The organism is Pseudarthrobacter sp. KH_020_B, assembly GCF_057840185.1.
Window position 1 is genome coordinate 541791 of sequence record NZ_CM174506.1, and the last position, 25047, is coordinate 566837.

Sequence of the window (25047 nt, forward strand, 5' to 3'; positions counted from 1 at the left end):
TTCCGTTGTGCGGCCTGTGGGCATAGCCGCACGTCGAAGGCGTCTCATGGTCCCGGACAGCATCGCTGCGATGCACAAACTCCGGTGGGTAGGGCTAGATATCCTTTCGGACACAACCGCGTGTAAACGCTTGCATTCCTTGCCGGGGCCTGATTAGTGTGTGATTCATACCACGTGAAGATGTCGGTCACCTTAGTCTCACCTGTTGAAGTTCTGTAACTCACCGAGGAGTCCTCAGCATGAAAAACCGCAAATACCTGCTTCCGGTTGCTGCCACCGGAATTTTGGCGCTGTCCCTGACGGCCTGCAGTCCCGGTGGGGGAGGCGGCGGCACCACCGGCAGTGACTGCTCTCCCTACGAGAGTTACGGCAAGCACGACGGCAAGACCGTCTCCGTCTACTCCACCATCGTGGACATCGAAGCTACCAACCTGGAAACCGCCTGGGCAACGTTTGAGGAATGCACCGGGGCAACCATCAAATACGAGGGCAGCAAGGAATTCGAGACCCAGATCGGTGTCCGGGCCAAGGCAGGAAACGCCCCGGACGTCGCCATCTTCCCGCAGCCCGGGCTCCTGGCCGATCAGGCCAAGGCAGGCGGCCTGATGCCGGCTCCGCAGGCAGTCTCGGATCTTGTGGACAAGAACTGGTCCGCTGACTGGAAGAAGTACGGCACGGTGGACGGGGTCTTCTATGCGGCTCCGATGCTGGCGAACGTCAAGGGTTACGTCTGGTACGCCCCGAAGACGTTCAAGGACAAGGGCTGGGAAGTTCCCAAGACCTGGGACGAAATGCTGACCCTATCCACGAAGATCGCCGATGACGGCGCCATGAAGCCATGGTGCGCCGGCTTCGAATCCGGCGAAGCGACCGGCTGGCCGGGCACTGACTGGGTCGAGGATGTTGTCCTCCGCGCCCAAGGCCCCGAGGTCTACGACCAGTGGGTCACGCACGGGATTCCCTTCAACGACCCCAAGATTGTGGATGCGCTGAACCAGACCGGCGAGATCCTCCTGAACTCCGACTATGTCAACGGCGGATTTGGCGACGTTCGTTCAATCCTGACCACCGGCTTCGCGCAGGCAGGTCAGCCCGTCCTCGATGGCCAATGCGCCATGCACCACCAGGCCAACTTCCAGGCAGCCAACTGGCCGGAAGGGACCGCCGTGGCTCCCGATGGCGACGTCTGGGCCTTTATGACGCCGCCCATTGACCCCAGCAAGGGCCAGGCAATCACCGGCGGCGGCGAGATGGTGGGCGCTTACAAGGACACCCCGGAGGCGCAGGCCTTCCTGGCTTACTTGGCCAGCGCCGATTTCGCCAACAACCGCGTCAAGCTCGGTGGCGTTATCAGTGCCAACAAGGGACTGGACCCGGCGAGTGCCCAGACGGAACTCGACAAGCAGTCCATCGCCCTGCTCCAGGATCCGGACACCGTCTTCCGCTTCGACGGCTCTGACCTGATGCCCGGCGCCGTAGGCTCCAACTCCTTCTGGAAGGGCATCGTTGCATGGATCAACGGCACCCCCGCCCAGCAGGTTGCCGACAGCATCGAAGGCAGCTGGCCTAAGAGCTAACCTCCTTCGCATCGCGCCCTTGGGACAACAGGTCCCAAGGGCGCGATGTCGATTCCGAACAAACTGATCCAAGCACACCACGGAGGTTGGGCAATGGAGTTTATTGGAGGAAAGTTCCTTCAAGTTTTTATCGCCTTAGCGGTTTTTGCCGCGCTAATTGGGCTGATCATGCTGATTGTGGACAGGGCTCCCAAATCAGTCAAAGACAAACTGACGATCGTTGGCTTTTTGGCGCCGGCGGCAATCCTGATGCTGGTGGGCCTGGTTTATCCCGCCGTGCAGACATCGTTCCTCGCATTCACGAATGCCGCCGGACAACCCAACGGAGTCGATAACTTCGTCTGGATGTTTACGCAGCCAGAGGCGCTGGCCACTCTCCGCAACACGGTGATCTGGACCGTTCTGGTGCCGTTGCTGTCCACGGTCTTCGGTCTCGCATATGCGGTGTTCATTGACAAGGCGCGCGGCGAAAATGCCCTCAAAGCTTTGGTCTTTATGCCGGTGGGCATCTCGATGGTGGGCGCCGGCATCATCTGGAAGCTGGTGTACGACTACCGCGGCCCCGGCATTGAACAGACTGGCGTCGTTAACGCCGTGCGGGTTGCCCTGGGCATGGACCCCAAGCAATTCCTCCTTGATGCCCCGGAAAACACCATCTTCCTCATCATCGTGATGGTTTGGATCCAAACAGGCTTTGCCATGGTGATCCTCTCCGCTGCCATCAAGGGCGTGCCAGTGGAACTGGTGGAGGCAGCGCGCCTGGACGGTGCCAACCCCTGGCAGCAGTTCCGCAATGTGACGGTTCCCGGCATCCGCGGCGCTTTGGTGGTGGTGCTGACAACCATCACTATCGCCACCCTGAAGGTCTTCGACATTGTCCGCACCATGACGGCGGGCAACTATGACACGTCGGTGATCGCCAACGAGATGTACACACAGGCATTCCGCGCCGGCGAACCGGGCAGGGGTGCGGCGCTGGCCCTAGTCCTGTTCCTTCTCGTCCTGCCCATAGTGGTCTACAACGCCCGCGTACTTCGTCAGCAAAGGGAAATCCGATGACCGTCATGCCAGCGCCGGATGAGGCAGCCAACACGTCCAGGACCCAGTCACGCAAAGACAAGGACCGTCCTGTTGCGCCGGAGGATTCCGCGCCGATCATGCGGCGCGTCAAGACCAAGCTGACGTCACGGTGGGCCACTGCGGCCGCCGTGATCATTGCGACGATCTGGACCGTGCCCACGTTCGGTCTCCTGGTGTCCTCCATCCGTCCGGCGGCCAAGCAGGTGGGCCCGCGTTCGGATGGCTGGTGGAACTTCTTTGCCGACTGGGATTTTACTTTCAAGCACTACGTCGACGTCACGGCAGCCGCCGGATCGCAGTCTGCGAACCTTTCGCAGTACTTCGTCAACTCCCTGGCGATTGTCATCCCGGTGACCGTCTTTGTCCTGGTGCTCGCCTCCATGGCGGCCTACATCTTCGCCTGGGGCAACTTCAGGGGCCGCGAGGCTACGTTCATCTTCGTTTTCGCGTTGCAGATCATTCCCCTGCAGATGGCACTCATCCCGCTGCTGTCATTGTTCACCCAGGTGCTCCAGCTCCCGCCCGGGTCCTATGCCCAGCTGTGGATCGCCCACACGATGTTCGGGCTCCCGTTGGGCATCTTCCTGCTGCACAACTTCATCTCGGAGATCCCGGGCGAAGTTATCGAGGCCGCGAAGGTGGACGGGGCAGGACACACCACCATTTTCTGGCGCATCATCCTGCCGTTGTCCGTGCCGGCTCTGGCATCGCTGGCCATCTTCCAGTTCCTCTGGGTGTGGAATGACCTGCTGGTGGCGTTGGTGTTCTCGGGCGGTACGGCAGACGTAGCGCCCATCACCCAACGGCTCGCCGAGATCTCCGGTACCCGCGGCAACAGGGACTTCCTGAACCCCGCGGCCGCATTTGTGTCGATCATTGTTCCGTTGGCTGTGTTCCTGGGACTGCAGCGCTTCTTTGTCCGGGGTCTCCTGGCCGGCGGGCTCAAGGGCTGACCGGTTCCAGGAGCTGACCAGACGCCAGAGCGCGGGCAGGCAGGTAACACTGTGATGTCGGGCGGCCCGCAACCTAGCATGGCTTGGGGGCAAGTGCATAGCGGATATTAAGTTTGGGCCCATGAGGGGAAACGGTGGCACGCATGGCTGAAAGGTCTCAACGGGGCGGCCACAGCGGCGTCAGTATTGAGGACGTGGCAGCGGCAGCGGGCGTGTCAACTGCCACCGTATCCCGGGCCGTGCGCGGGTTGCCCAGGGTTTCGCCCGCCACCCGAGAGAAGATCCTCGAGGTGGCGGGGGCCCTGGGCTACGTCGCCTCCTCCTCAGCCTCCGGACTGGCCACCGGCCGCACCAAGACCATTGGTGTGCTGGCTCCGTTCGTGAGCCGCTGGTTCTTCTCCAAGGCCATTGAGGGCGCGGACCGCGAACTTCACGCCCGCCATTACAATCTTTCCCTCTTCAACCTGGGCGGACACGGCAGCAACCGCGAACGCCTGTTCAGCAAGACCATGGTGTACAAACAGATTGACGCCCTGCTTGTCCTTTGTATGGCACTCAGCCACGAGGAACTGGACCACCTCCAGAAGATTGATATCCCGCTGATCGTGGTGGGCGGCCATGTGGAGGAGTGCGCGTACATAGGCATCGATGACTACGCCGCCTCATCCACAGCCGTCCGGCACCTGATCCACCTCGGACACCGGGACATTGCCCTGCTGCACGGCGACGACGAAACGGACCTTAATTTCGACGTTCCCCGGGTCCGGATCCTGGCCTTTAAGGACGTGATGGCGGCGGCCGGACTACCGGTCCGCCCCGAATGGGACGAGTGGGGAGACTTTACAGTCCGCAGCGGCCAGGAAGCGTTCCGTCGCCTCTGGGCCGCACCCGGCCCGAAGCCCACCGCAATCTTCTGCGCGTCAGACGAAATGGCCATGGGCGTTATCTTCGAAGCCGCACGGGTGGGCGTACGGGTCCCGGAGGACTTGTCAGTGGTGGGGATCGACAACCACGATTTCGCCGACGCGATGGGCCTGACCACGGTGGGACAGCGGCCCGACGAACAGGCCGAGCTGGCCACGAAGATGCTCCTCGACGAACTGGACGGCATGGCCGGGGCGGTCCGATCCGCCGTCGCGCCCCACGAGCTCATCGTCAGGCGTACGACGGCGCCGCCTCCTTCCTGAGGACGTACGGCGTGGCATCCCGGCCAGGGCGCCGTGGTCAGGACGCGCGGGCGAGCTGCCGGATGGGAATCCAGCGGGAAGCCAGCCTGCGGTAGGCCGCCGCGGCGCCGGTCATGTCGCCCTCTGCGAGGCATTCGATGCCCAGCCGGATGTCCATGGGCGACTCGTCAGGGTAGACCTTGTCCGCCACTGCGCCGTAGTCGAGTTCCACCATGGAATTGACGTGGAACAGCTCCAGCCATTCGGTCAGCTGCGCGAGGTCGTCCAGCATGTCCAGGTCCGGGGCGGCCAGCGCCAGGTGGGCAACGGCGTACCGTGCCCGCTCCATGGCTTCGGTGATGGGAGCCCACACCCTGACGGTGAGGATCCGCCCGCCGGATTCCACCACGTCCTTATGGTCGCCTTCCATAAAGAGCGAGAACCAGCTGAAGGGGATGCCCCACGTGGAGGCGCGGGTATGCACACGGATGGCGCCGTCACGGGCTTTGACCTGGTCAATTCGTTCCTGGTGCTTGTCCCGTTGCTCTTCCGGAATCAGCATTTCGGCCAGCGGGCCGTGGATGCCCTCCATGAGGGCATTGGCGGCGAGCCCGGCGCGCAGGACCAGCTGGCTGGGGCAGTACAGCAGGACGCGCCCCGTCCCGGCGTCCTGCCCGCTGTCGCCCCCAGTATCAGGCCCAAGGCTGGAACCTTCGCTTATCCCGGAATCGGCGCCTGTCCCGGTGCCCAAGCCGGACTCTGCACCCGGACCGGCGGGAGCGCCGGCGTCGGACGTTCTTGTTCGCGGGGCCCGGCCGGGCGGTACGCCGGGAACGCTGGTGACCCGGACCAGGTCCGTCCGTCCTGTGGGGAAGGGGTCTCCGCCGGCGCGGGTAATGCGGCCCAGCGAGGCCAACAGTTCCGCGGTTTCGACGGCGGCGCGGGAGGCTTTGCGGGCACCGGCGGTCCGGATGGCGTCCCGCTGTCCTTCCGGGAACGCCTCCAGCGGTTCGTAGACGCGAAGCGTGGAGGAGAACGGCAGGCCGGCCTGGCCCCGGTAGAGGTTTCCCGTCATTACAGACTCCCTTCCTGGGTCCCGGCCGCAGGCATCAGTCCGCCAAGTCCACCAGGACGGGGGCGTGGTCCGAGGCGCCCTTGCCCTTGCGTTCCTCGCGGTCGATCGAGGCGCCCGTGACGCGTGCTGCCAAGGCGGGGGAGCCAAGGACGAAGTCAATGCGCATGCCCTCCTTCTTGGGGAAGCGCAGCTGGGTGTAGTCCCAGTAGGTGTACACGCCGGGACCGGGCGTGTACTGGCGTGCCACGTCGGTGAAGCCCGCCTCTTCAAAGGCGTGGAAAGCCGCGCGCTCCGGCGGGCTGACGTGGGTGTACCTGTTCGCGACGAACAGGTCGATGTCCCAGACGTCCTCATCCAGCGGCGCGATGTTCCAGTCGCCCATCAGGGCAACCTGGGCGTCCGGGTTCGTGGCGACCAGGCTCTGGGCATGGTCCTTGAGGGATTCGAGCCACTTGATCTTGTACGGCATGTGTTCGTCATCCAGGGAACGGCCGTTGGGCACATAGAGGCTCCAGACCCGGACGCCGCCGCACGTGGCGGCCATGGCGCGGGCCTCCTGCACCGGGTCCTTGCCTTCCTTGCCGAACGGGGGCTGGTCCAGGAAGGTGCGCTCCACGTCCTCCAGGCCAACCCGGGACGCGATGGCCACACCGTTCCACTGGCTGACGCCGAAGTGGGCCACCTCGTAGCCCATGCGCTCGAACAGCTCCCACGGGAAGTTGTCGTCCTTGCATTTGGTCTCCTGGATGGCCAGGACATCGCAGTCGCTGCGCTGCAGCCAAGCCTCCACACGGTCAGCGCGGGCACGGAGGGAGTTCACATTCCAGGTAGCAATCTTCACAGTCCCTAACTTACCGAACTTGGGCGCCGGAGGCGTTGCCGTGGCCGCGGCGGGGCCGGAAGCTGCCAGCAGAAACGGGGCACTATGGCGCGGACACGCCGTCGAATCTGGCTTGTGAAGGCCCAGAGGCAGGTCAAAGTGCCCCAGGACGGGGTGCCGCAGCCGCTCGCGGCGGAAGGCCATGGCCCTATGGAATTTAGTAGGAAGTCCGAGTATATTCGCTTGCAGAGATGACCTGGATCACATGCGAAGGAGCATTCCATCATGGTGCGCGAACTATCCCATTACGTAGATGGCCAACGGGTGGACGGGACATCCGGCCGCTTCAGTGACGTTTTTGACCCCTGCACGGGCCAGGTCCAGGCGCGACTGCCGCTGGCCAGCGCGGAGGAGGTCCGGAACGTGGTGGCCGCCGCGGAGAAAGCGCAGGTCCTGTGGGGCGCCATGAACCCGCAGCGCCGCGGCCGGATCCTGCTGAAGTTCGTTGACCTCGTCAACGAGAACATGGATGAACTTGCCACGCTGCTGTCGTCCGAACACGGGAAGACGTTCGCCGATTCCAAGGGCGATATCCAGCGCGGCATTGAAGTAGTGGAGTTCGCGGCGGGCGCCCCGCACCTGCTCAAAGGGGAGTTCTCCGACGACGCCGGTGCAGGCATCGACGTCCACTCGCTTCGCCAGCCACTTGGGGTGGTCGCGGGCATCACCCCGTTCAACTTCCCGGCCATGATCCCCCTGTGGAAGTCGGGCCCTGCCCTCGCCGCCGGCAACGCCTTCATCCTCAAGCCCTCTGAGCGGGACCCCTCGGTTCCGTTGCGCCTGGCCGAACTGTTCACCGAGGCCGGGCTGCCGGACGGGGTGTTCAACGTGGTCAACGGGGACAAGGAAGCCGTTGACGCGCTGCTGGAGGACCCCCGCGTCAAGGCCATCGGCTTTGTGGGCTCAACGCCCATCGCCCAGTACATCTACGCCACGGCGGCCGCCCACGGGAAGCGCGCCCAGTGCTTCGGCGGGGCCAAGAACCACATGGTGATCATGCCGGACGCGGACCTGGACATGGCCGCCGACGCCCTGATCGGCGCCGGCTTCGGCTCCGCCGGCGAGCGCTGCATGGCCATTTCCGTGGCAGTCCCGGTGGGGGAGAAGACCGCGGACGCGCTGGTATCCAAGCTGGCCGAGCGCGTCAAGCACCTACGGGTGGGCCACAGCCTGGACAGGGACGCGGACTTCGGGCCCGTGGTGGCGGCGAGTGCCAAGGAACGTATCGAAGGCTACATCCAGTCCGGTGTGGACGAGGGTGCCACCCTGCTGGCCGACGGGCGGGGACTCACAGTGGAAGGCTACGACGACGGCTTCTGGGTGGGCCCCACGCTCTTCGACCACGTCACCAAGGACATGAAGATCTACCAGGAGGAAATCTTCGGACCCGTCCTGAGCGTGCTCCGTGCCGCGGACTACGACGAGGCCCTCCGGCTGTGTTCCGAGCATGAGTTCGGCAACGGCGTGGCCATTTACACCCGTGACGGCGACGCCGCCCGGGACTTCGCCAGCCGGGTTGAGGTGGGCATGGTGGGCATCAACGTCCCCATTCCGGTGCCGATCGCCTATTACACGTTCGGCGGCTGGAAGGCGTCCGGTTTCGGCGACCTGAACCAGCACGGCGCCGATGCGTTCCGTTTCTACACCAAGACCAAAACAGTCACCACGCGCTGGCCGTCCGGGATCCGCCAGGGCGCCAGCTTCATAATGCCGGAAGGCAGCTGATGACGGAGGTTCTGTTCGAGAAGCGCGGCCACCTGGGCATCATCACGCTCAACCGGCCCAAGGCAGTCAACGCCCTGAACGCCGGCATGGTGGACGCCATGCTGGTCCAGCTCACCGCCTGGGCGGACGACGACGGCGTGGCCACCGTCCTGGTGCGCGGCGCCGGCGAGCGAGGCCTCTGCGCCGGGGGCGACATTGTGGCGATCTACCGGGACATCCTGGGCGGCGGGACGGAAACGGCTGACTTCTGGCAGGCCGAATACCGGCTGAACTCACTGATTGCCGCGTACCCCAAGCCCTATGTGGCCTTTATGGACGGCCTGGTGCTGGGCGGCGGCGTGGGAATCTCCGCGCACGGCTCGGTGCGAGTGGTCACCGAACGGACCCGGACGGGAATGCCGGAGACCACCATCGGGTTTGTGCCCGACGTCGGCGGGACCTGGTTGCTGGCCAAGTCACCCGGGGAGACCGGCACCCATGCGGCGCTGACAGGTGCCCACCTGACCGGCGCGGATGCGCTGTTCCTGGGCCTCGCGGACCACTTTGTCCCGTCGGGGAGCCTGCCGGAGCTGGCGGCGGCGCTCGAACACGACAGTGCGGAAGCCGCCGTCGTCCGCTTTGCCCGGAACCCGCCGCCCTCCGGGCTGGAGGCGCAGCGCGGCTGGATCGACGCCGCCTATGCCAGTGATGACGCGGAGGAGGTTGTGCGGCGGCTGCGGACTGTGGACGGCGCTCCGGGCGGGGATGGGGCCGAGGAAACCGAGGCTGCCGACACCATCGAGGCGAAATCGCCCACGGCCGTGAAGGTGACCCTGGAGTCCCTCCGCCGGGCCAAGAGACTGACGCTGGACGAGGCGCTGGCGCAGGAATACCGGGTGGGGCTTCGGTTCCTGGTTGCGCCGGACTTCCGCGAAGGAATCCGGGCGCAGGTGGTGGACAAGGACCGCGATCCGCAATGGAAGCCGGCCACCCTGCACGAGGTGCACGCGGCGGACGTGGAACGGTTCTTCGCGCCGCTGGGGGACCGGGAGCTCAATCTGCACACAAAGGAGCCGGACAATGCCTGAACAAACCACCGTCGCTTTCCTGGGCCTGGGCCACATGGGCGGGCCGATGGCAGTGAACCTGGTCCGCGCCGGCTACACCGTGGCCGGCTTCGATGTGGTCCCTGCCGCCCTTGACGCCGCCCAAACGCACGGAGTGCCCACGGCGGCTAGTCCGCTGGACGCTATCGCCGGTGCCGACGTTGTGCTGACCATGTTCCCCAGCGGCCAGCACGTGTTGGACGCCTACCGCGGCGCCGAGGGAAAGCCCGGCCTGCTTGCCGAGGCCAGGCCGGGCACCATGTTCCTGGACTGCTCCACCATCAACGTCGACGAGGCACGGGAAGCCTCCGCGCTCGCCATTGCGGCAGGCCACCGCGCCGTCGATGCCCCGGTCTCCGGCGGTGTGGTGGGTGCGGAGGCCGGCACGCTGACGTTTATGGTGGGCGGCGAGGAGGGTGACTTCGAAGCGGTCCGGCCGCTGCTCGAAGTGATGGGAAAACGCGTGGTCCACTGCGGCGGGCACGGCGGCGGCCAGGCCGCCAAGATCTGCAACAACCTCATCCTGGGCGTCTCCATGATCGCTGTCAGCGAGGCTTTTGTGTTGGGCGAGAAGCTGGGCCTGACGCACCAGGCGCTGTTCGACGTCGCCTCCAACGCCTCCGGGCAATGCTGGGCATTGACCACCAACTGCCCTGTCCCGGGGCCGGTCCCCACCAGTCCCGCCAACCGCGACTACCAGCCGGGCTTCGCGGGGGCGCTGATGGCGAAGGACCTCAGGCTGGCGCTGAATGCGCTGGAAAGTACGGGCGTGGCCGCCCGGCTGGGGCCGCTCGCCTCGGAAATCTACGATACGTTTGCCGCTGAGGGCGGAGCCGGCCGGGACTTCTCCGGAATCATCACCGATATCCGCGACAAATCGCAGCAGTAGCAGCACCGGTCACATCCCCAACAGCTGAAAGGTCACGCATGACGGAGTACACGAACATCCTGGTGGAACAGCGCGGCCGGGTGGGGCTGGTCACACTGAACCGGCCGGAGGCGCTCAACGCCCTGGACAAGGCCACCATGGACCAGCTCGTGGCAGCCGTCACCGCCATGGACGCCGATCCCGGCGTGGGCGCGGTGGTGATCACCGGCTCAGGCAAGGCGTTCGCCGCAGGGGCCGACATCAAGGAAATGGCCTCCCAAGGCTACATGGACATGTACGCCGCAGACTGGTTCCGGGGCTGGGAGGACTTCACGCGGCTGCGGATCCCGGTCATCGCGGCGGTGTCCGGCTTCGCCCTGGGCGGCGGCTGCGAGCTGGCCATGATGTGCGATTTCATCATCGCCGGGGACAACGCCAAGTTCGGCCAGCCGGAGATCAACCTCGGCGTCCTGCCGGGCATGGGCGGTTCTCAGCGGCTCACCCGAGCCGTGGGCAAGGCCAAGGCCATGGACATGATCCTCACCGGGCGCTTCATCGGCGCCGACGAGGCCGAACGCTCCGGACTCGTCTCACGTGTGGTGCCTGCCGAGGACGTGGTGGAAGAGGCGCTGAAGGCCGCGGAGGTCATCGCGTCCAAGTCCAAGCCGGTGGCCATGCTCGCGAAGGAAGCCGTCAACGCGGCCTTTGAAACGGGACTCGCCCAGGGCGTCCTGTTCGAACGCCGGATCTTCCACTCGCTCTTCGCCAGCGAGGACCAGAAGGAAGGCATGTCCGCCTTTACGGAAAAGCGGCAGCCCGAGTTCACCCACCGCTGACCCCCATCGATTGCTCCGTAACCGCCCTTTTCAGCGCCCAAAAGGGCCAGGGCCCACGCCGGCAGGGTTCCCTGGCCGAACTTGTGAGGCGAGGGAGCCGGTGGGGATCACTCGATGGATCAGTCCGTGAAGTCCCCGGCATTCCGGCGGAACGTGCCCAGGATGCGGATCAGCTGGTCCACGTCGGCCGCGTCGAAACCTGACTGGCCAAACACCTCCGTGTTGAGCACCGCCGTCGCGCGTTTGGCAACGATCCGCCCCTCCGCGGTGAGCTCGATCAGGGTGGTGCGGCCGTCCGTAGGATGCGGCGAGCGGGCCACCAGTCCGGAGCCTTCCAAACGGTCGACGGCGTTGGTCACCGAGGTGGGATGGACCTGGAGCAGGGCGCTCGCCTTGTTCATGGGCAGCGCGCCGCTGCGGGCGAAGCTGAGGAGCGCGAGCAGTTCGTAGCGGGCGAAGGTCAGCCCGAACGGTTTCAGGGCGCCCTCGATCCGGGCCAGCAGGATCTGCTGGGTGCGCATGATCGCGGTGATCGCAGCCATGGGAGCGGCGACGTCGGCCCAGCCGTGCTCCTCCCAGTTCCGCTGGGCGTCGGCGATGGGGTCCCGGGGCAGTGGCACGGCCATCCTCAGCCCTTCAGCCCCGGGAAATCCGCCTCGGAGTACTCCACGCCGAAGCCGTCGGGATGGGTGCCCCCGCCATGCCGGAGTTCCTCATGGTGCCGCAGTTCCACACGGCGGATCTTGCCCGAGATGGTCTTGGGCAGTGCCGCGAATTCCAGCCGCCGGATCCGCTTGAACGGTGCCAGGTGTTCGCGGCAGTACCGCAGGATGTCCTCCGCCAGCTCCGGCCCCGGCTCCAGTCCGGACACCAGGACAACATAGGCCTTGGGGACGGAGAGCTTGAGCGCGTCCGGCGACGGAACCACGGCCGCTTCGGCCACGGCCGGGTGTTCCAGCAGCACGCTCTCCAGTTCGAACGGCGAGAGCCGGTAATCGGAGGATTTGAAGACGTCGTCGTCGCGGCCCACGTAAGTGATGACGCCGTGTTCGTCCCGGCTGGCCATGTCGCCCGTGTGGTAGTAACCGCCACGGAACGCCTCCGCGGTGCGTTCCGCGTCCCCGTAGTAACCCTTCATCAGCCCCACCGGCCGGGGGTCCAGGCGGAGGCACAGCTCGCCGTCGTTGGCTTCTTTCCCGGTGTTGGGGTCCAGCAGCACCACGTCATAGCCGGGAAGCGGCCACCCCATGGCGCCGATGGTGACCGGCTGGCTGGGCGTGTTGGCCACCTGGACGGTGGTTTCGGTCTGGCCGAAGCCGTCCCGGATGGTCTGGCCCCAGGCGCGGTGGACCTGCTCGATCACTTCGGCGTTCAAAGGCTCGCCCGCGGAGACCACCTTGGTGGGAGGGGTCTTCAGCACTTTCAGGTCCGCCTGGATCAGCATCCGCCAGACGGTGGGCGGGGCGCAGAAGCTGGTGACGCGCTCGCGGTCCATCTGTTCCATCAGGGCACGGGCGTCGAACCGTTCATAGTTGTAGACAAAAACGCACGCCTCCGCGATCCACGGCGCGAAGAAATTGGACCACGCGTGTTTGCCCCAGCCCGGCGATGCCACATTCAGGTGGACATCCCCAGGTTCCAGGCCAATCCAGTACATCGTGGAGAGGTGCCCCACCGGGTACGACGTGTGGGTGTGCTCCACCAGCTTGGCCTTCGACGTGGTTCCGGACGTGAAGTACAGCAGCAGCGTCTCGTCCGCCTGGGTGGGGGCGTCGGCCGCGAACGTGACTGCCGCCGTCGTCGAGTCCGTGTACTGGAGGGCGCCGGGGGTGCCGGCTGAACCGCCGCCGGCGCCGATTTCGATGAGGCGGTAATCACCGGGGACGCCGGCAAACTTACCGATGTTGGAACGCCCGACGGCGGCCCACCCCGCCTCGCCGCGCTCCACGCGTTCGGCCAGGTCCTCCGGACCCATCAGGGTGGTGGTGGGGATCAGGACAACGCCCAGCTTGATGCCGGCCAGCATCAGCTCCCAGAGCTCCACCTGGTTGCCCAGCATGATGATCATGCGGTCCCCGCGGCGCATGCCCTGGCTTCTCAGCCAGTTGGCCACCTGGCTGGAGCGTGCGGCCAGGTCCGCGAAGCTCCGGCGGGTGGCCGAGCCGTCCTGCTCGACGATGACCAGGGCCGGATTGGTGGCCTTCTCAAGATCTGCGGCGATCTGATCGAACCAGTCGAGGGCAAAGTTGAATTCCGTGAACCGCGGCCACACGAACTCGCGCCTGGCCTGGTGGTAGTCCGAATGCAGGGTCAGCAGGCGGTCGCGTGCCGCGCGGAAGTCATCGGTGACTGACAAGGGGACACCTTTCGTCCAGTGATGCGCATCACTAAAAACCCATCCCTGTGCAATATACTAGGACATCCAAGGGTTTGGAAGACCGAAGGGATATGAAGCGTGCAGCCACAAGGACGTGAGCGTGTTGTGACCGGAGCCCCGCCCTTTCCCGAGGCAGATTTGATGCACATCGTGGACCTCCTGCCCGCGGCGGAGCGCGAGCGCTACCTGGAGATCCGGGCGTTCCTGCAGTCCACCGTGCGGCAGGCCTCCATTGACTATTGGAACCGCGAGGAATTCCCGTTCGGGCTGCTGGCGGAGATGGGCAAGCACGGGCTTGGCATGTTGCAGACGGACGGCACGTCCAAGCTCTTCAAGGGCCTGATGTACGTTGAAGTGGCCAGGGCGGACGTTTCGCTCTCTGCCCTGGTGGGGATCCATAACGAACTGATCGTGGGGATGATCGACGCCCTCGGTTCCGAGGAGCAGAAGCAGCGGTGGCTGCCTGGCCTGACGAACTTTACCCAGCTGGGCGCCTTCGCCCTGACCGAACCGGAGCACGGCTCAGACATCGCCGGCGGGCTGGAAACATCCGCGCGGCTGGAGGGCGGCGAGTGGGTGATCAACGGCGCGAAGCGCTGGATCGGTTCCGGGACCATCGCGGACTTTGCGCTGGTGTGGGCGCGTGACGCAGCGGACGGGCACATCAAGGGCTTCATTGTGGAGACGGACCGCGCTGGCTACCGGGCAACCAAGATTGCCAACAAGATCGGCCTGCGGATCATGCAGAACGCGGACATCGTGCTGGACAACGTCAGGATTCCGGCGTCCAACATGCTTCCGGGCGCCACGGACTTCTCCAAAGCAAACGACCTCCTGCGGGATTCGCGCGCCTGGGTTGGCTGGCAAGGTGCCGGGATCCAGCTGGCCGCGTTCGACGTCGCCCGTTCCTACGCACTGGAACGCAGGCAATTCGGCAAGGAACTTGCGTGCTTCCAGCTGGTCCAGCAGCAGCTGGCGGAGATCCTGGGCAACGCCTCCGCGTCACTGGCGCTGATGGCCCAGCTCGCCCGGATCCAGGCGGACGGCAAGCTGGAGATGGCGCAGGCGGCCATGGCAAAGTCCACGTGCACCCGGCTGGCCCGCGCGTCGGTGGCGATGGGACGCTCGCTGCTGGGCGGCAACGGGATCAGCTCGGACTTTGAAATGGGCAAGCTGTTCGGCGATGCCGAAATCCTCTATACCTATGAGGGCAGCTACGAAATCAATTCGCTGATTGTGGGCCGGGCCGTCACCGGAAAATCGGCCTTCGTGTAGGGACTCGCTCTTAACAAAAAACTGCCCTGGCCATGCTTTGCAGCACGGTCAGGGCAGTTGATCAGAACCTTAGAGCGGGCGAATGTTCTCTGCCTGCGGGCCCTTGGGACCTTGGGTCACATCGAATTCGACTTTCTGGTTCTCGTCCAGCGAGCGGTAGCCGCTGCTGGCGATTGCGGAGTAGTGCGCGAAAACATCGGCGGATCCGTCGTCCGGAGCGATGAAGCCGAAGCCCTTTTCAGCGTTGAACCATTTAACTGTGCCTGTTGCCATTGCTAACTTCCTTTGTAACCCTTTTCTGGTCCTGCTCGGACGGCAGGCAGACGCGGAGTCTGTAGTCCGCTGTCTCAAACCTAGGGGCTGCGCGGTGGGCGTGCAATAGCTGCAGTCATCAAGTGTCACCCCTGTTACAGAAGTGGTATCTGCGAATTGACCGTTCCGGGCTAGCGCATACCCTCCCGGCGGATGGCCGTGGCGATGGCCGCGGCCCTGGTTTCCACCCCGAGCTTGGCGTAAATGTGCGCCAGATGGGTCTTGACCGTGGCCTCGGAGATGAAGAGCCGCTGGCCCAGCTCCCGGTTGCTGAGCCCCTCGGTCAGGAGGCTTAGCAGCTCCGCCTCCCGGGGCGTCAGGACCTCGTCGGGATTGCGCAGCTGCTGGAAGAGCCGCGAGGCCACCGGGGCGCTCATGACGCTTTTTCCCTGGACCGCACCGCGGATGGCGGCGAAGATTTCGTCCGGGGCGGCGTCCTTGAGGAGGTAGCCCATGGCGCCGGCGTCGACCGCCCGGACGATGTCCGCGTCGGAATCGTAGGTGGTGAACACCAGGATGGCCTGCCGGCCGTTGCGCTGCCGCAGCTGCCTGATGGCCTCGATCCCGTCCATTCCGGCGCCCATGGCCAGGTCCATCACCACTACGGCAGGGGAAAGTTGTTCCACCAGCCCCAGCGCTTCCTCGCCCGAGGCTGCCTCGGCCACGACATCAAGGTCAGGCTGCGTACCCAGCAGCGCCCTGAGCCCGCTCCGGACCACCAGGTGGTCGTCCACCAGGAGGATGGTGATGGCTGTCATTCGTCCTCCTGTGTGGTCCGCTGTTCAGGTGGCGCTGACTGCGCGCGGGCCGGCACCTGTGCGGCCACGATGGTCCCTTCGCCGGGGGAACTTTCCACCGAGAATACCCCGCCCAGCTGCTCCACCCGCTGGCGCATGGCCCGCAGCCCGTAGCCTCCGGCGTTCGACGGCGGTGCTGCCGCAGACGGGTCAAAGCCGGTCCCGTCGTCGTAGATGTCAAGGGTGACCGAGTCAGGAAGGAACCCCAGCGTCAGGGTGGTAGTGGCGGCGTTTGCGTGCTGCTGGATGTTCGCGGCCGCACTCTGCACCACCCGCAGGAGGGTGTGCCGGACTTCGGCTGGGACGTCCCTCGGTTCGCCGGTGACCAGGAGCCGGGTGTGCGGGACGTACTGGGCGGCCGCCTGGTGCAGGGCCTCCGCCAGCGGCGACGCGTCGAGTCCCGGGGAGGCGAGCTCGTGGACCAGACGGCGCGTCTCGGAGAGATTCCGGCGCAGCAGTTCCGTGGCCTGGTTGAGCTCCTGGCGCGATGCCTGGCCTGGCCACGAACGGTCAGCGGCCTCCAGGAGGAGCAGGCTGCTGGCCAGGCCCTGCGTTACGGTGTCGTGGATCTCTCGCGATACGCGCTCGCGTTCGGCGATGGTGCCGGCCAGGCGCTCGCTGGCCGCCAGCTGCCCGTGTGCCAGCGATACCTCGGCATGGAGACGGCGCTGCTCCGCGGCGTCATGCTCGATCCGGTCATGGATCAGCGTCAGCATCACGCCGACGGCGAGCGGCCCCAGCAGCATCGCGAGGTCCGTCCCGTCGCTGAGCCGGAACAGCCCGACGGCGGTGGCGGCCGCCGTCGCGCCTGCCGCCACATAGCCCACGGCGCCCGTAAAGGCCGTCCGGCACAGGAAGAAGATCGCAAAGGAACACCAGGCAAAGCTGGGGGCGGCAATGACCAGCGCTGCCCAGACGGCCACAAACACGAGCATCCAGACCGCCCAGGGGCGTCTCTGGCGGGCCAGTACGGCGATCACGGCATACAGGGCGCACACCGCTCCTGCCAGGCCGAGGACCAGGAAGTTGTCCTGCAGGCTGTGCCGCATGGCATAGCGGACGGCCGACGCGACGAGCAGGACCGCGAAGCCAAGGTGGACGACGGTGTCGATCCGGCCGAACCGGCCAGGTTCTGAGGCCGGGCCGGTGGGCAGGGCAGGTCCGGTGGTCGGGGTTTCACGGGGAGTGGCTGGGGAGGGCATACGGTCCGGTTCAGGTCAGGAGTGTTCCTATCCCATGCTATTGCCCGCGCCGTTGCTGGTCTCTCAGCCTTTTGGCTGATGCTGCTGGCCTTCCGGGGGAGCGGGGCGCAGCCAAAGGCCCGATGTTTGTTCCGGCGGGGCTGGAGAGGATGGATGGAGCCGATGCCGTTCAAGGCATTCCATCAACGTGGATCGATCAACGTTGGGTCCATCAAATCAAGGAGAACACCGTGAAGAAGTCCAACAAGATTGCCGCCGCCGCTGCTGCCGGAGCTTTGCTGCTGACGGGAGGGCTGACCGTTGCAGCCAATGCCGGGACCAGCCAGGCGGCCGCTCCCGCCGCTGTGCCCGCCGTCGACATCCCGCAGGCACCGGAAACCGTCGTGGCGCAGAACCGCATCAGTGTTGGCGCCTCGTCCGAAGCCGTCAGTGCGGCCCTCGCGAAATGCCAGGCTGACAAGCTGCCGTTCGTCACGGTGGCCCTGGTGGACAGGTTCGGCACCGTCCAGGCGCTCCTGCGCGGGGACAACGCCGCCGAGCACACGATCGAAGCGGCCAAGCAGAAGGCCTACACCGCGGCCGCCTTCGGTGCACCCACGAGCGAGCTGGCCAAGCGCGTGAACGGCAACGGGCCCAGCATCGCGGACCTCCCCGGCACCCTTTTCCTGCCCGGCGGCGTCCCGCTCAAGGTCAACGGTGTGTCCGTAGCAGGCATCGGCGTGGGCGGCGCCCCCGACGGCAACCTGGACGAAGCCTGCGCCACCGCAGGCGCCGAGGCCATTGCCGCTGCGGCTGCCGGCTCCGGCAAGTAGGCTCGGCTCCATGAGGCGGTTCAGGACGTGGCGGTTGAGGACATCGCGGTTCAGGACCTGGCGCCGGGCACGCAGGGCGGCGGCAATTCTCATGCTCGCGGGCGGTGTGGCAGTGTGCCTGGCCGCCTGCCAGGCGGGTCCCGGTGAGCCGCAGCGGCTGAAGTCGCCGTCGTCGTCCGTCCTGGAGAGCCCGGAGCCTCTGGTTCCGGCCACTGCGGCGCCGAAAACCATTGCACCGGCACCCACCACGCCACCAGCGTTGTCCATCGAGGCCCAGGCCCGGTTGGACCAGGAGCTGATCGCCGCCGCGAAGGCCAACAACGTGGCCTTGGTGGGTGAACTCATCGGCCGCGGCGGCAACGTGAACGCCAAGGACGCCATCGAGGATTCCGCCTTCCTCTACGCCGGGGCCGAGGGATTTAACGATGTCCTCCGGCTGACGCTGGCGGCCGGCGCGGACGTTGCCAGTACCAACCGGTACGGCGGGACGGCGCTGATCCGGCCAGCGAACACGGCCATGTGGAGACGGTCCGCATCCTCCTGACCGCCGGCGTGCCCGTGAACCACGTGAACAACCTGGGCTGGACCGCCATGCAGGAGGCCATCCTGCTGAACAACGGCGGCCCCAGGCAGCAGGACGTGGTGCGGCAACTTCTCGACGCCGGCGGGGACCCCAGCATCCGCGATCCCCAAGGCCGCACGGCGCTGGAGAATGCGGAGCGGCTGGGCTTTGTGGAGATCGCCAACCTGGTCAGGGCCCGCTGACCCAGGGCTAAAGCACGTCCTCGAATAACTCCACGTATTGCCGCGTCATCGCCTCCGCGCTGAACCGGGTTTCGACGGCGGACCGGCAGTCATGCCGGTCCAGGCCGGAGGCACGCTGCAGGCAGCTGGCCAGTTCATCGGTACCCGCGGCTAGGAAACCGGTGACTCCGTGCTCGATGATTTCCGGTGCGGAGCCCCGCGGAGTGGCCACAACGGGGGTGCCGGCGGCCAGCGCCTCGATCATGACCATTCCAAAGGGTTCGTCCCACTGCACAGGGTTGAGCAGCGCGACGGCATTGCCCAGCAGGGCGAACTTTCCGTCGGCGTCCAGTTCTCCGAGGAACTCTTCATCAGGCCCGAGCAAGGGTGCGATCACGGAGCGGAAATAATCCACTTCAGCCGGGTCGCTCATTTTTGCGGCGATCTTGAGCTGGATTCCCGCTCTGCGGGCCACCGCTATGGCCTCAGCGATGCCTTTGCACGGCGCCATTCGGCCCAGAAAACACGCGTAGCCGCCGGCTCCGGCACCGGGTGGAACAGTGGCGGGATCGATGCCGTGGTGGATGACGCGGCGGATTTTCACGTTCGGGGCGCTGTTGGCCTGGTGCTGCGAGATGGCCACCAGTGACACGTCCCGGCTGAAGGCTTCATATACCCGGCAGAGCGCCGGCGTCATGTCCGAATGAATGGTGCTGACCACTGGAATCCCGGGTGGGCGGTGCCGGTACAACGGTCCCGCCAGGGTGTGGTCATGGATGATATCGACGTCGTCCAGTCCGGCGTAGGCCCTGATCACGTGCGGCAACTCCGAGCTTGTGGTGCCCATGGCGGCACGCTCCGCCGGCGCGAAGCCGTCCAGCAGTTCGACCGGGCAAGTGCTGTCCGCCGCGGCCGCCAGCACCACGCTGTGGCCGGCCGCCGCCAGCGTGGTGGCCAGCGCGTGGATGACCGCCTCCGTTCCGCCGTAGCCTAGGGGCGGGACGGGGAGCCATGGTGGAGCTATCAGTCCTATCCGCAAGATGCGCGCTCCTGCTCGGGGTTTTAGCCTGTCTGGTCCAGCTTCTCGGCGAGCTCAACCAGATCGGCAAGGGGGGGACGTGTCCCGCGATGAAACGTCATGCCCGGCGGGAGCCCATCGATCGTGGCCTGGCTGCCGGTCACGTCGATGGTGATCCGGCCGTCGCCTATGGGGCAGTTGGTGATGTGGACCCGGCCCCAGGACTCCGGCAGCACAGGGTCCATCCACATACCGTTCATGGAGACGTGGGGGTCATACCGCAGCAGTGTGCGCAGCAGATGCACCGGGGTGGTGGCAGCCCAGGCCTGGGGCGAGCAAGCCGTCGGGTAAGGCACCGGTTCCGGGAAGTCAGCGCGGTCAAATCCGCAGAACAATTCAGGCAAGCGGTGGTCCGTGAAATCCGCGGCCTCAATAAGCCCGAGGGCAACCCGCCGGGACTCGTCCACAAATCCGTACCTCATCAGGCCAGTGGCAATCATCGCGTTGTCATGCGGCCACACGGATCCGTTGTGGTAGCTCGCAGGGTTGTAGGCGCCCATATCCGTGGCCAGGGTGCGGATCCCCCAGCCGCTGAACATTTCCGGCGACATCAGCCGGGCCGCCACCAGGGGCGCCTTGTCGGCGTCGATAATCCCGTTCCACAGGCAGTGCCCCATGTTGGAGGCACAGGCATCCACCGGTCTCTTGTCCCGGTCCAGTGCGATGGCGTAGTAGCCACGGTCCGGCAGCCAGAACTGTTCGTTGAACTGCTTCTTAAGCCGCGCCGCGCGTTCCCGCAACTCCCGCGCCAAAGCCAGGTCCCCGGCGTCGTACGCCATCCACGCCCGGGCGATATAGGCGCCGTACACGTACCCCTGCACTTCGCAGAGGGCAATCGGCGGTTCCGCCATGCGGCCGTCCGCGAAATTTACGCCGTCCCAGGAATCCTTCCAGCCCTGGTTGATCAGCCCCTGGTCGTTAAGCCGCTGATACTCCACAAAGCCGTCGCCGTCGCGGTCGCCGTAATCCCTGATCCAGTCCAGCGCCCTGTCCGCGTTGGGCAGCAGCGCGGCCACGTGGTCAGCGGCGAGGCCCCAGCGGCTGACTTCGCCGAGCAGCGTGACGAACAACGGCGTGGCATCGGCCGTGCCGTAGTAGGCGGACTTGCCGCCGAGTGCCAGGCCCGTGCTGACGCCCAGCCGGACCTCATGGAGAATCCGGCCGGGCTGCTCTTCGGTCAGCGCGTCCACCACGGTGCCCTGCCTTTCGGCCAGCGTCTGCAGGGTGTCAAGGGCCAGCGTCGGGTCCACCGGCAGCGCCATGTAGGACGAGAGAAGCGAATCGCGGCCGAAGAGGGCCATGAACCATGGGGCACCCGCCGCGACGACGGTCCGGTCCGGATGCAGCGGGTCCTCGATCTGGAGGGCGCCGATGTCATCGTGGCTGCGCTGCAGGGTGCGGGCAAACGACACGTTGCTGATGTGCGGCGCGGGGATCTTCCGCATCCACTCCTGGCGCCGTAGTTCCGCAGGCGAGGTGCCGGTTGCCTGGCGCTGGAAGGGCGCGGGCGTTTCGGCTGCATCCAGTAGAGGCGACACCGTCACCCGTGTGCTCCACTGGCCGTGCGGCGGCACCACGGTCTGGTAGCCCAGGCCTTCGTGACTGAACGTCGCGTCGGGAGCCTGCAGGACAACCCCCTTGTGCGTTCCCCGCCAGACGCCCTTGATGGTGAGGGAGTCGCGTTCCAGGTGCCGGGACTGGTCCCAGTGCCGGATGATCCGGGCGTCCTTCACCTCAAAGAGGTCCGCGAAGTCCGCGTCCATCGCCAGTTCCACCACGCACACGGCAGGCTCGCGGGAATGGTTCCGGACGGTGATCTCCTCCAGGATGCCCGCGCCCACCTCGCGGTTTCGTTCCACGATCAAAGGGCTGTCCGCATGGCCGGCTGCCCGGGCCGGACGGCCGATGAAGACGGCCCGGTACGGTTCGAGGGCACGGGCGGCCAGCGGCTCCAGAGTCACATCATTGACAGTCAGTCTCCAGCGGGAGACGATGCGGGTGTCCTCATGGAACACACCGTGGGGGCGGTCGGAGTACATGTCGCCGGCAAGACCGGAAATGCAGAAGTTCGAGCCATCCACCAGTGTGACGCCAGCCCCCAGGGGGCCAGCCGCGGTGTCAGCATTCCATCCAGCCATCCCTGGCTCCTTTGACGCTCATCCTGTAAGCAACGCTGCGGGGCCCCGTTCCTGTGGATCCCGCGGTGGATCAGAATGGCTGCCGCCGCGGGTCAATCAGTCGTGGGATCCTCGTCCTCATCGGCCTCCGACGGAGCCTGATGGGCAACGAATCTGTGATGGCCGACCTCCATCAGGAGCACGTTGGTTCTATGACCCTACGCTTGTGGTTATGTGGACGCTAGGTGCGGGACCCCACCTCGTATCCCTAGACCGCTTCGAGGACGCTGACGTAATTGGCGATGCCTACGCCGCCCATGTTCTGGACGGCGGCACGGCGCGGATTCTCCAGCTGCATGTCGCCGGCGGTCCCGGTGAGCTGCATCGCGGCGATGACGTGCTGGGATACGCCGGTGGCGCCGACGGGGTGGCCCTTGGCCTTGAGCCCGCCGGACACGTTGATGGGCAGCTTCCCGTCCTTGAAGACCCAGCCTTCCTGCACAGCGCGGGCGCCCTGTCCGGGTTCGGTCAGTCCCATCGCCTCGTACATCAGCAGCTCGGCGATGGTGAAGCAATCGTGGACTTCGGCGAAGTCCAGGTCCTCAAGCCCGACGCCGGCCATCGCCAGCGCGCGCTGCCAGGACACCCGGGTGGCTTCGAAAGCCGTGGGGTCCCGGCGCTCGGCGGGGAAGTAGTCGTTCGCGTGGCCGAAACCGGCGAGCCGCACCGGCGCAGTTGCCCCACCGGTTGGTGAGACGGACAGTACGGCGGCGGCGGCGCCGTCGGACACGGGGGAGCAGTCGGTGCGGCGCAGCGGATCGGCCACCATGGGGTTCTTGTCCGAAACGGTGCGGCAGAACTCCTCGCCGAGGTCCTTCCGCAGCTGGGCGTACGGGTTGTCCACGCCGTTGCGGTGGTTCTTCGCGGCGATGGTGCCCAGGACGTCGCCCAGCTTTCCGTCGCCGCGTCCGTAGCGCTTTTCGTAGTGCTTGGCGACGTCGGCGAACAGGCCCGTGAAACCGGTGGTGGAGGTCTGGCCGGCCATGTCGTAGTCAGCGCCCAGCAGGGCGGCGCCCACCACGTCCGCGCCGGCATGGGTCATCTTCTCGGCACCGATGACCAGCACGGTCTTCGCCGTCCCGGCCAGCAGCGACTTGGTTCCCTGCTGGAACGCGGCCGACCCTGAGGCGCAGGCGTTCTCCACGCGGGTCGCGGGGACATTGGCCAGGTGGTCCGAGACCTGTAGGGCCAGCGACGACGGGAAGGCCAAGGGCATCATGCCGGAGTTGAACTGGCCCAGGTAGATCTCATCGATCTGGCCGGGCTCGATTCCCGCATTGCTGATCGCCTCCGTGGCCACTTGGACGATCAGCGACTCGAGGGTCTCGTCGGTCAGTTTGCCGAACCGGCTGTGGCCCCAGCCGGTGAGCAGGACATCCTTGCCGAACTGTTCCTTGAGGCTCATGCTGTGGCTCCTTCCAGAGCGGTTTCTTCGATGTCGGTTTCGTCCAGGGACACCGTGAACGCGGCTTCAGTCTTTTCGCGGATTTCCGCCACGGTGACCCCCGGCGCGAGGCGGGTCAGCGAGAGCTGCCGCCCGCCGCCGTCGTCCGTTTTTTGTTCATGCTTCACGATGTCAAAAACCGCGAGGTCGCTGATGATCCGGTCCACACAGCGCAGGCCCGTGAGTGGCAGGGTGCACTCGGTGACGATCTTTGCGGTGCCGTCTTTGGCGTTGTGTTCGGTCAGGACCACCACGCGCGGCGTGCCGGCCACGAGGTCCATGGCGCCGCCCATGCCCTTGACCATCTTGCCGGGGATGGTCCAGTTGGCGAGGTCGCCGTTGCCGGAGACCTGCATGGCGCCGAGGATGGCCACCTTCACGTGGCCGCCACGGATCATGCCGAAGGACGTGGCGGAGTCGAAGATGCTGCCGCCGGGCAGGACCGTGACGGTCTGCTTGCCGGCGTTGATGAGGTCGGCGTCTTCCTCGCCCTCATAGGGGAACGGGCCCATGCCGAGCAGGCCGTTTTCGCTCTGCAGGACCACGCGGACGCCGTCGGGCAGGTTGTTGGCCACCAGCGTGGGGATGCCGATGCCCAGGTTCACGTAGTCGCCGTCGTTCAGTTCCTCGGCCGCGATGGCAGCCATTTCATCCCTGGTCCAGGCCATGGGGTTCTCCTTGGGGTTCAAAGTTTGCGGGGGCTTAAGTGTTCGTTCGCGCTGTGGGGTGGGGGTTTAGCCGGGGGATGTTCAGGCGGGGACTGTTGCCGCTTCCCGGGAGCGGACGGTGCGCTGTTCGATGTCCTTCACCCGGCCGCTCGCCTGGACCAGGTGCTGGACGTACACGCCCGGGGTGACGATGTGGTTCGGATCCAGTGTGCCCGGCGCCACGATGACTTCGGCTTCGGCAATGGTCACCACGCCGGCGGCGGCCACCACGGGGTTGAAGTTCCGGGCGGTGTAGCGGTAGATCAGGTTCCCGTCCGTGTCCGCGGTGTGCGCATGGACCAGTGCGACGTCGGCGCGGATGGCGCGCTCCTGGACGTACGTTTCGCCGTCGAACTCTGCCAGGGGCTTGCCTTCGGCGACCAGGGTTCCCACGCCGGTCTTGGTGTAGAAGGCGGGGATGCCGGCGCCGCCGGCGCGGAGGCGCTCGGCCAGGGTGCCCTGCGGCGTGAACTCCACCTCAAGCAGGCCGGCGAGGTACTGCTCGGCGAAGAGCTTGTTTTCGCCGACATAGGAGGCGACGACCTTGCGGACCTGGCCGGCTTCGATAAGCACGCCCAGGCCTTTCCCGTCCACGCCCATATTGTTGGACACCACGGTCAGGTCGCGCACACCGGAATCACGAACGGCCTCGATGAGGTCCGCCGGGATGCCGCTCAGCCCGAATCCGCCGACGGCGAGCGTCATGCCGTCCTGTAGCACTTCCGCCAGGGTAGCGGCGGCGTTGGATTTCAGTTTGGACATTCCATCTCCTCGTCATCGAGCGGGCAGAGCCATTCGGGGTATCCACTTTGTGGACATTGGGCCTGAAGAAGGAGCCTAAGGCGCTCGCGGAAGCTGGTCAACGGCGCAATCGTGC

The 25047-nt window shown here is 65.9% G+C and carries 22 protein-coding genes and 1 pseudogene; 11 read left to right on the forward strand and 12 right to left on the reverse strand.

From position 1 onward, the window contains the following. Positions 1 to 239: 239 nt before the first annotated feature. From AC3IT0_RS02665 to AC3IT0_RS02680, 4 genes are all read left to right on the forward strand, one after another. Positions 240 to 1577, forward strand: coding sequence for an ABC transporter substrate-binding protein (locus tag AC3IT0_RS02665; RefSeq protein WP_489322269.1), 1338 nt, complete (start codon positions 240 to 242; stop codon positions 1575 to 1577). Between the two features lie 93 nt (positions 1578 to 1670). Beyond that, entirely contained in the window at positions 1671 to 2636 is a 966-nt protein-coding gene (locus AC3IT0_RS02670; RefSeq protein WP_489323893.1) for a carbohydrate ABC transporter permease, read from the forward strand. After that, positions 2633 to 3610 carry a carbohydrate ABC transporter permease gene (locus tag AC3IT0_RS02675; RefSeq protein WP_489322270.1) on the forward strand — a complete coding sequence of 326 codons (978 nt, stop codon included), beginning with the start codon at positions 2633 to 2635 and terminating at the stop codon, positions 3608 to 3610. Before AC3IT0_RS02670 ends, AC3IT0_RS02675 begins: the two co-directional genes overlap by 4 nt. 134 nt (positions 3611 to 3744) lie before the next feature. Then, positions 3745 to 4797 carry a LacI family DNA-binding transcriptional regulator gene (locus tag AC3IT0_RS02680; protein ID WP_489322271.1) on the forward strand — a complete coding sequence of 351 codons (1053 nt, stop codon included), beginning with the start codon at positions 3745 to 3747 and terminating at the stop codon, positions 4795 to 4797. A gap of 37 nt (positions 4798 to 4834) precedes the next feature. On the opposite strand, the gene AC3IT0_RS02685 is transcribed toward AC3IT0_RS02680, so the two are convergent. Then, positions 4835 to 5851, reverse strand: a complete 1017-nt coding sequence (locus AC3IT0_RS02685) for a DUF8083 family protein (RefSeq protein ID WP_489322272.1) — start codon at positions 5849 to 5851, stop codon at positions 4835 to 4837. Positions 5852 to 5885: 34 nt separating this feature from the next. Then, positions 5886 to 6692, reverse strand: coding sequence for an exodeoxyribonuclease III (locus AC3IT0_RS02690; protein ID WP_489322273.1), 807 nt, complete (start codon positions 6690 to 6692; stop codon positions 5886 to 5888). Between the two features lie 264 nt (positions 6693 to 6956). Between AC3IT0_RS02690 and AC3IT0_RS02695 the strand changes: the two genes are divergently transcribed. Genes AC3IT0_RS02695 through AC3IT0_RS02710 form a run of 4 tightly spaced genes read left to right on the forward strand, consistent with a single transcriptional unit; the run spans position 6957 to position 11245 of the window. Continuing rightward, a complete protein-coding gene (locus tag AC3IT0_RS02695; protein WP_489322274.1) occupies positions 6957 to 8456 on the forward strand; it encodes a CoA-acylating methylmalonate-semialdehyde dehydrogenase in 1500 nt (499 codons plus the stop codon). Continuing rightward, the gene (locus AC3IT0_RS02700) at positions 8456 to 9523 is read left to right on the forward strand and encodes an enoyl-CoA hydratase/isomerase family protein (RefSeq protein ID WP_489322275.1); all 1068 of its coding nucleotides are present in this window, start codon (positions 8456 to 8458) and stop codon (positions 9521 to 9523) included. The genes AC3IT0_RS02695 and AC3IT0_RS02700 overlap by 1 nt, the downstream gene beginning before the upstream one ends. Next, entirely contained in the window at positions 9516 to 10430 is a 915-nt protein-coding gene (gene mmsB, locus AC3IT0_RS02705) for a 3-hydroxyisobutyrate dehydrogenase (protein ID WP_489322276.1), read from the forward strand. The genes AC3IT0_RS02700 and mmsB overlap by 8 nt, the downstream gene beginning before the upstream one ends. Positions 10431 to 10468: 38 nt before the next feature. After that, a complete protein-coding gene (locus tag AC3IT0_RS02710) occupies positions 10469 to 11245 on the forward strand; it encodes an enoyl-CoA hydratase (RefSeq protein ID WP_489322277.1) in 777 nt (258 codons plus the stop codon). Positions 11246 to 11364: 119 nt separating this feature from the next. On the opposite strand, the gene AC3IT0_RS02715 is transcribed toward AC3IT0_RS02710, so the two are convergent. Together AC3IT0_RS02715 and AC3IT0_RS02720 are read right to left on the reverse strand one after the other, a co-directional pair. Next, complete coding sequence (locus tag AC3IT0_RS02715; protein WP_252614002.1) at positions 11365 to 11871, reverse strand: MarR family winged helix-turn-helix transcriptional regulator; 507 nt, start codon at positions 11869 to 11871, stop codon at positions 11365 to 11367. Between the two features lie 2 nt (positions 11872 to 11873). Further along, positions 11874 to 13601, reverse strand: a complete 1728-nt coding sequence (locus AC3IT0_RS02720; protein ID WP_489322278.1) for an AMP-binding protein — start codon at positions 13599 to 13601, stop codon at positions 11874 to 11876. A gap of 162 nt (positions 13602 to 13763) precedes the next feature. Between AC3IT0_RS02720 and AC3IT0_RS02725 the strand changes: the two genes are divergently transcribed. Beyond that, positions 13764 to 14897 carry an acyl-CoA dehydrogenase family protein gene (locus tag AC3IT0_RS02725; RefSeq protein WP_489322279.1) on the forward strand — a complete coding sequence of 378 codons (1134 nt, stop codon included), beginning with the start codon at positions 13764 to 13766 and terminating at the stop codon, positions 14895 to 14897. A gap of 69 nt (positions 14898 to 14966) precedes the next feature. Here the strand turns inward: AC3IT0_RS02725 and AC3IT0_RS02730 are convergent, their stop codons facing one another. The 3 genes from AC3IT0_RS02730 to AC3IT0_RS02740 form a co-directional block, all read right to left on the reverse strand. Beyond that, positions 14967 to 15170, reverse strand: a complete 204-nt coding sequence (locus AC3IT0_RS02730; protein ID WP_013599688.1) for a cold-shock protein — start codon at positions 15168 to 15170, stop codon at positions 14967 to 14969. Between the two features lie 170 nt (positions 15171 to 15340). Next, positions 15341 to 15967, reverse strand: a complete 627-nt coding sequence (locus tag AC3IT0_RS02735; RefSeq protein ID WP_489322280.1) for a response regulator — start codon at positions 15965 to 15967, stop codon at positions 15341 to 15343. Then, a complete protein-coding gene (locus AC3IT0_RS02740; RefSeq protein ID WP_489322281.1) occupies positions 15964 to 17208 on the reverse strand; it encodes a sensor histidine kinase in 1245 nt (414 codons plus the stop codon). Before AC3IT0_RS02740 ends, AC3IT0_RS02735 begins: the two co-directional genes overlap by 4 nt. Positions 17209 to 17438: 230 nt before the next feature. Between AC3IT0_RS02740 and AC3IT0_RS02745 the strand changes: the two genes are divergently transcribed. Both AC3IT0_RS02745 and AC3IT0_RS02750 read left to right on the forward strand, forming a co-directional pair. Then, complete coding sequence (locus AC3IT0_RS02745; RefSeq protein ID WP_489322282.1) at positions 17439 to 18020, forward strand: GlcG/HbpS family heme-binding protein; 582 nt, start codon at positions 17439 to 17441, stop codon at positions 18018 to 18020. Positions 18021 to 18111: 91 nt separating this feature from the next. Beyond that, positions 18112 to 18785 (forward strand): annotated as a pseudogene (locus AC3IT0_RS02750) (ankyrin repeat domain-containing protein). Between the two features lie 7 nt (positions 18786 to 18792). Here the strand turns inward: AC3IT0_RS02750 and AC3IT0_RS02755 are convergent. From AC3IT0_RS02755 to AC3IT0_RS02775, 5 genes are all read right to left on the reverse strand, one after another. After that, the gene (locus AC3IT0_RS02755) at positions 18793 to 19803 is read right to left on the reverse strand and encodes a glycosyltransferase family 4 protein (RefSeq protein WP_489322283.1); all 1011 of its coding nucleotides are present in this window, start codon (positions 19801 to 19803) and stop codon (positions 18793 to 18795) included. A 23-nt stretch (positions 19804 to 19826) separates the two neighbouring features. Continuing rightward, positions 19827 to 21980 carry an amylo-alpha-1,6-glucosidase gene (locus AC3IT0_RS02760; RefSeq protein ID WP_489322284.1) on the reverse strand — a complete coding sequence of 718 codons (2154 nt, stop codon included), beginning with the start codon at positions 21978 to 21980 and terminating at the stop codon, positions 19827 to 19829. A gap of 247 nt (positions 21981 to 22227) precedes the next feature. Further along, entirely contained in the window at positions 22228 to 23424 is a 1197-nt protein-coding gene (locus AC3IT0_RS02765; protein ID WP_489322285.1) for an acetyl-CoA acetyltransferase, read from the reverse strand. Continuing rightward, entirely contained in the window at positions 23421 to 24131 is a 711-nt protein-coding gene (locus AC3IT0_RS02770; protein WP_489322286.1) for a CoA transferase subunit B, read from the reverse strand. Before AC3IT0_RS02770 ends, AC3IT0_RS02765 begins: the two co-directional genes overlap by 4 nt. An 81-nt stretch (positions 24132 to 24212) precedes the next feature. Next, a complete protein-coding gene (locus tag AC3IT0_RS02775; protein ID WP_489322287.1) occupies positions 24213 to 24932 on the reverse strand; it encodes a CoA transferase subunit A in 720 nt (239 codons plus the stop codon). Between the last annotated feature and the right edge of the window lie 115 nt (positions 24933 to 25047).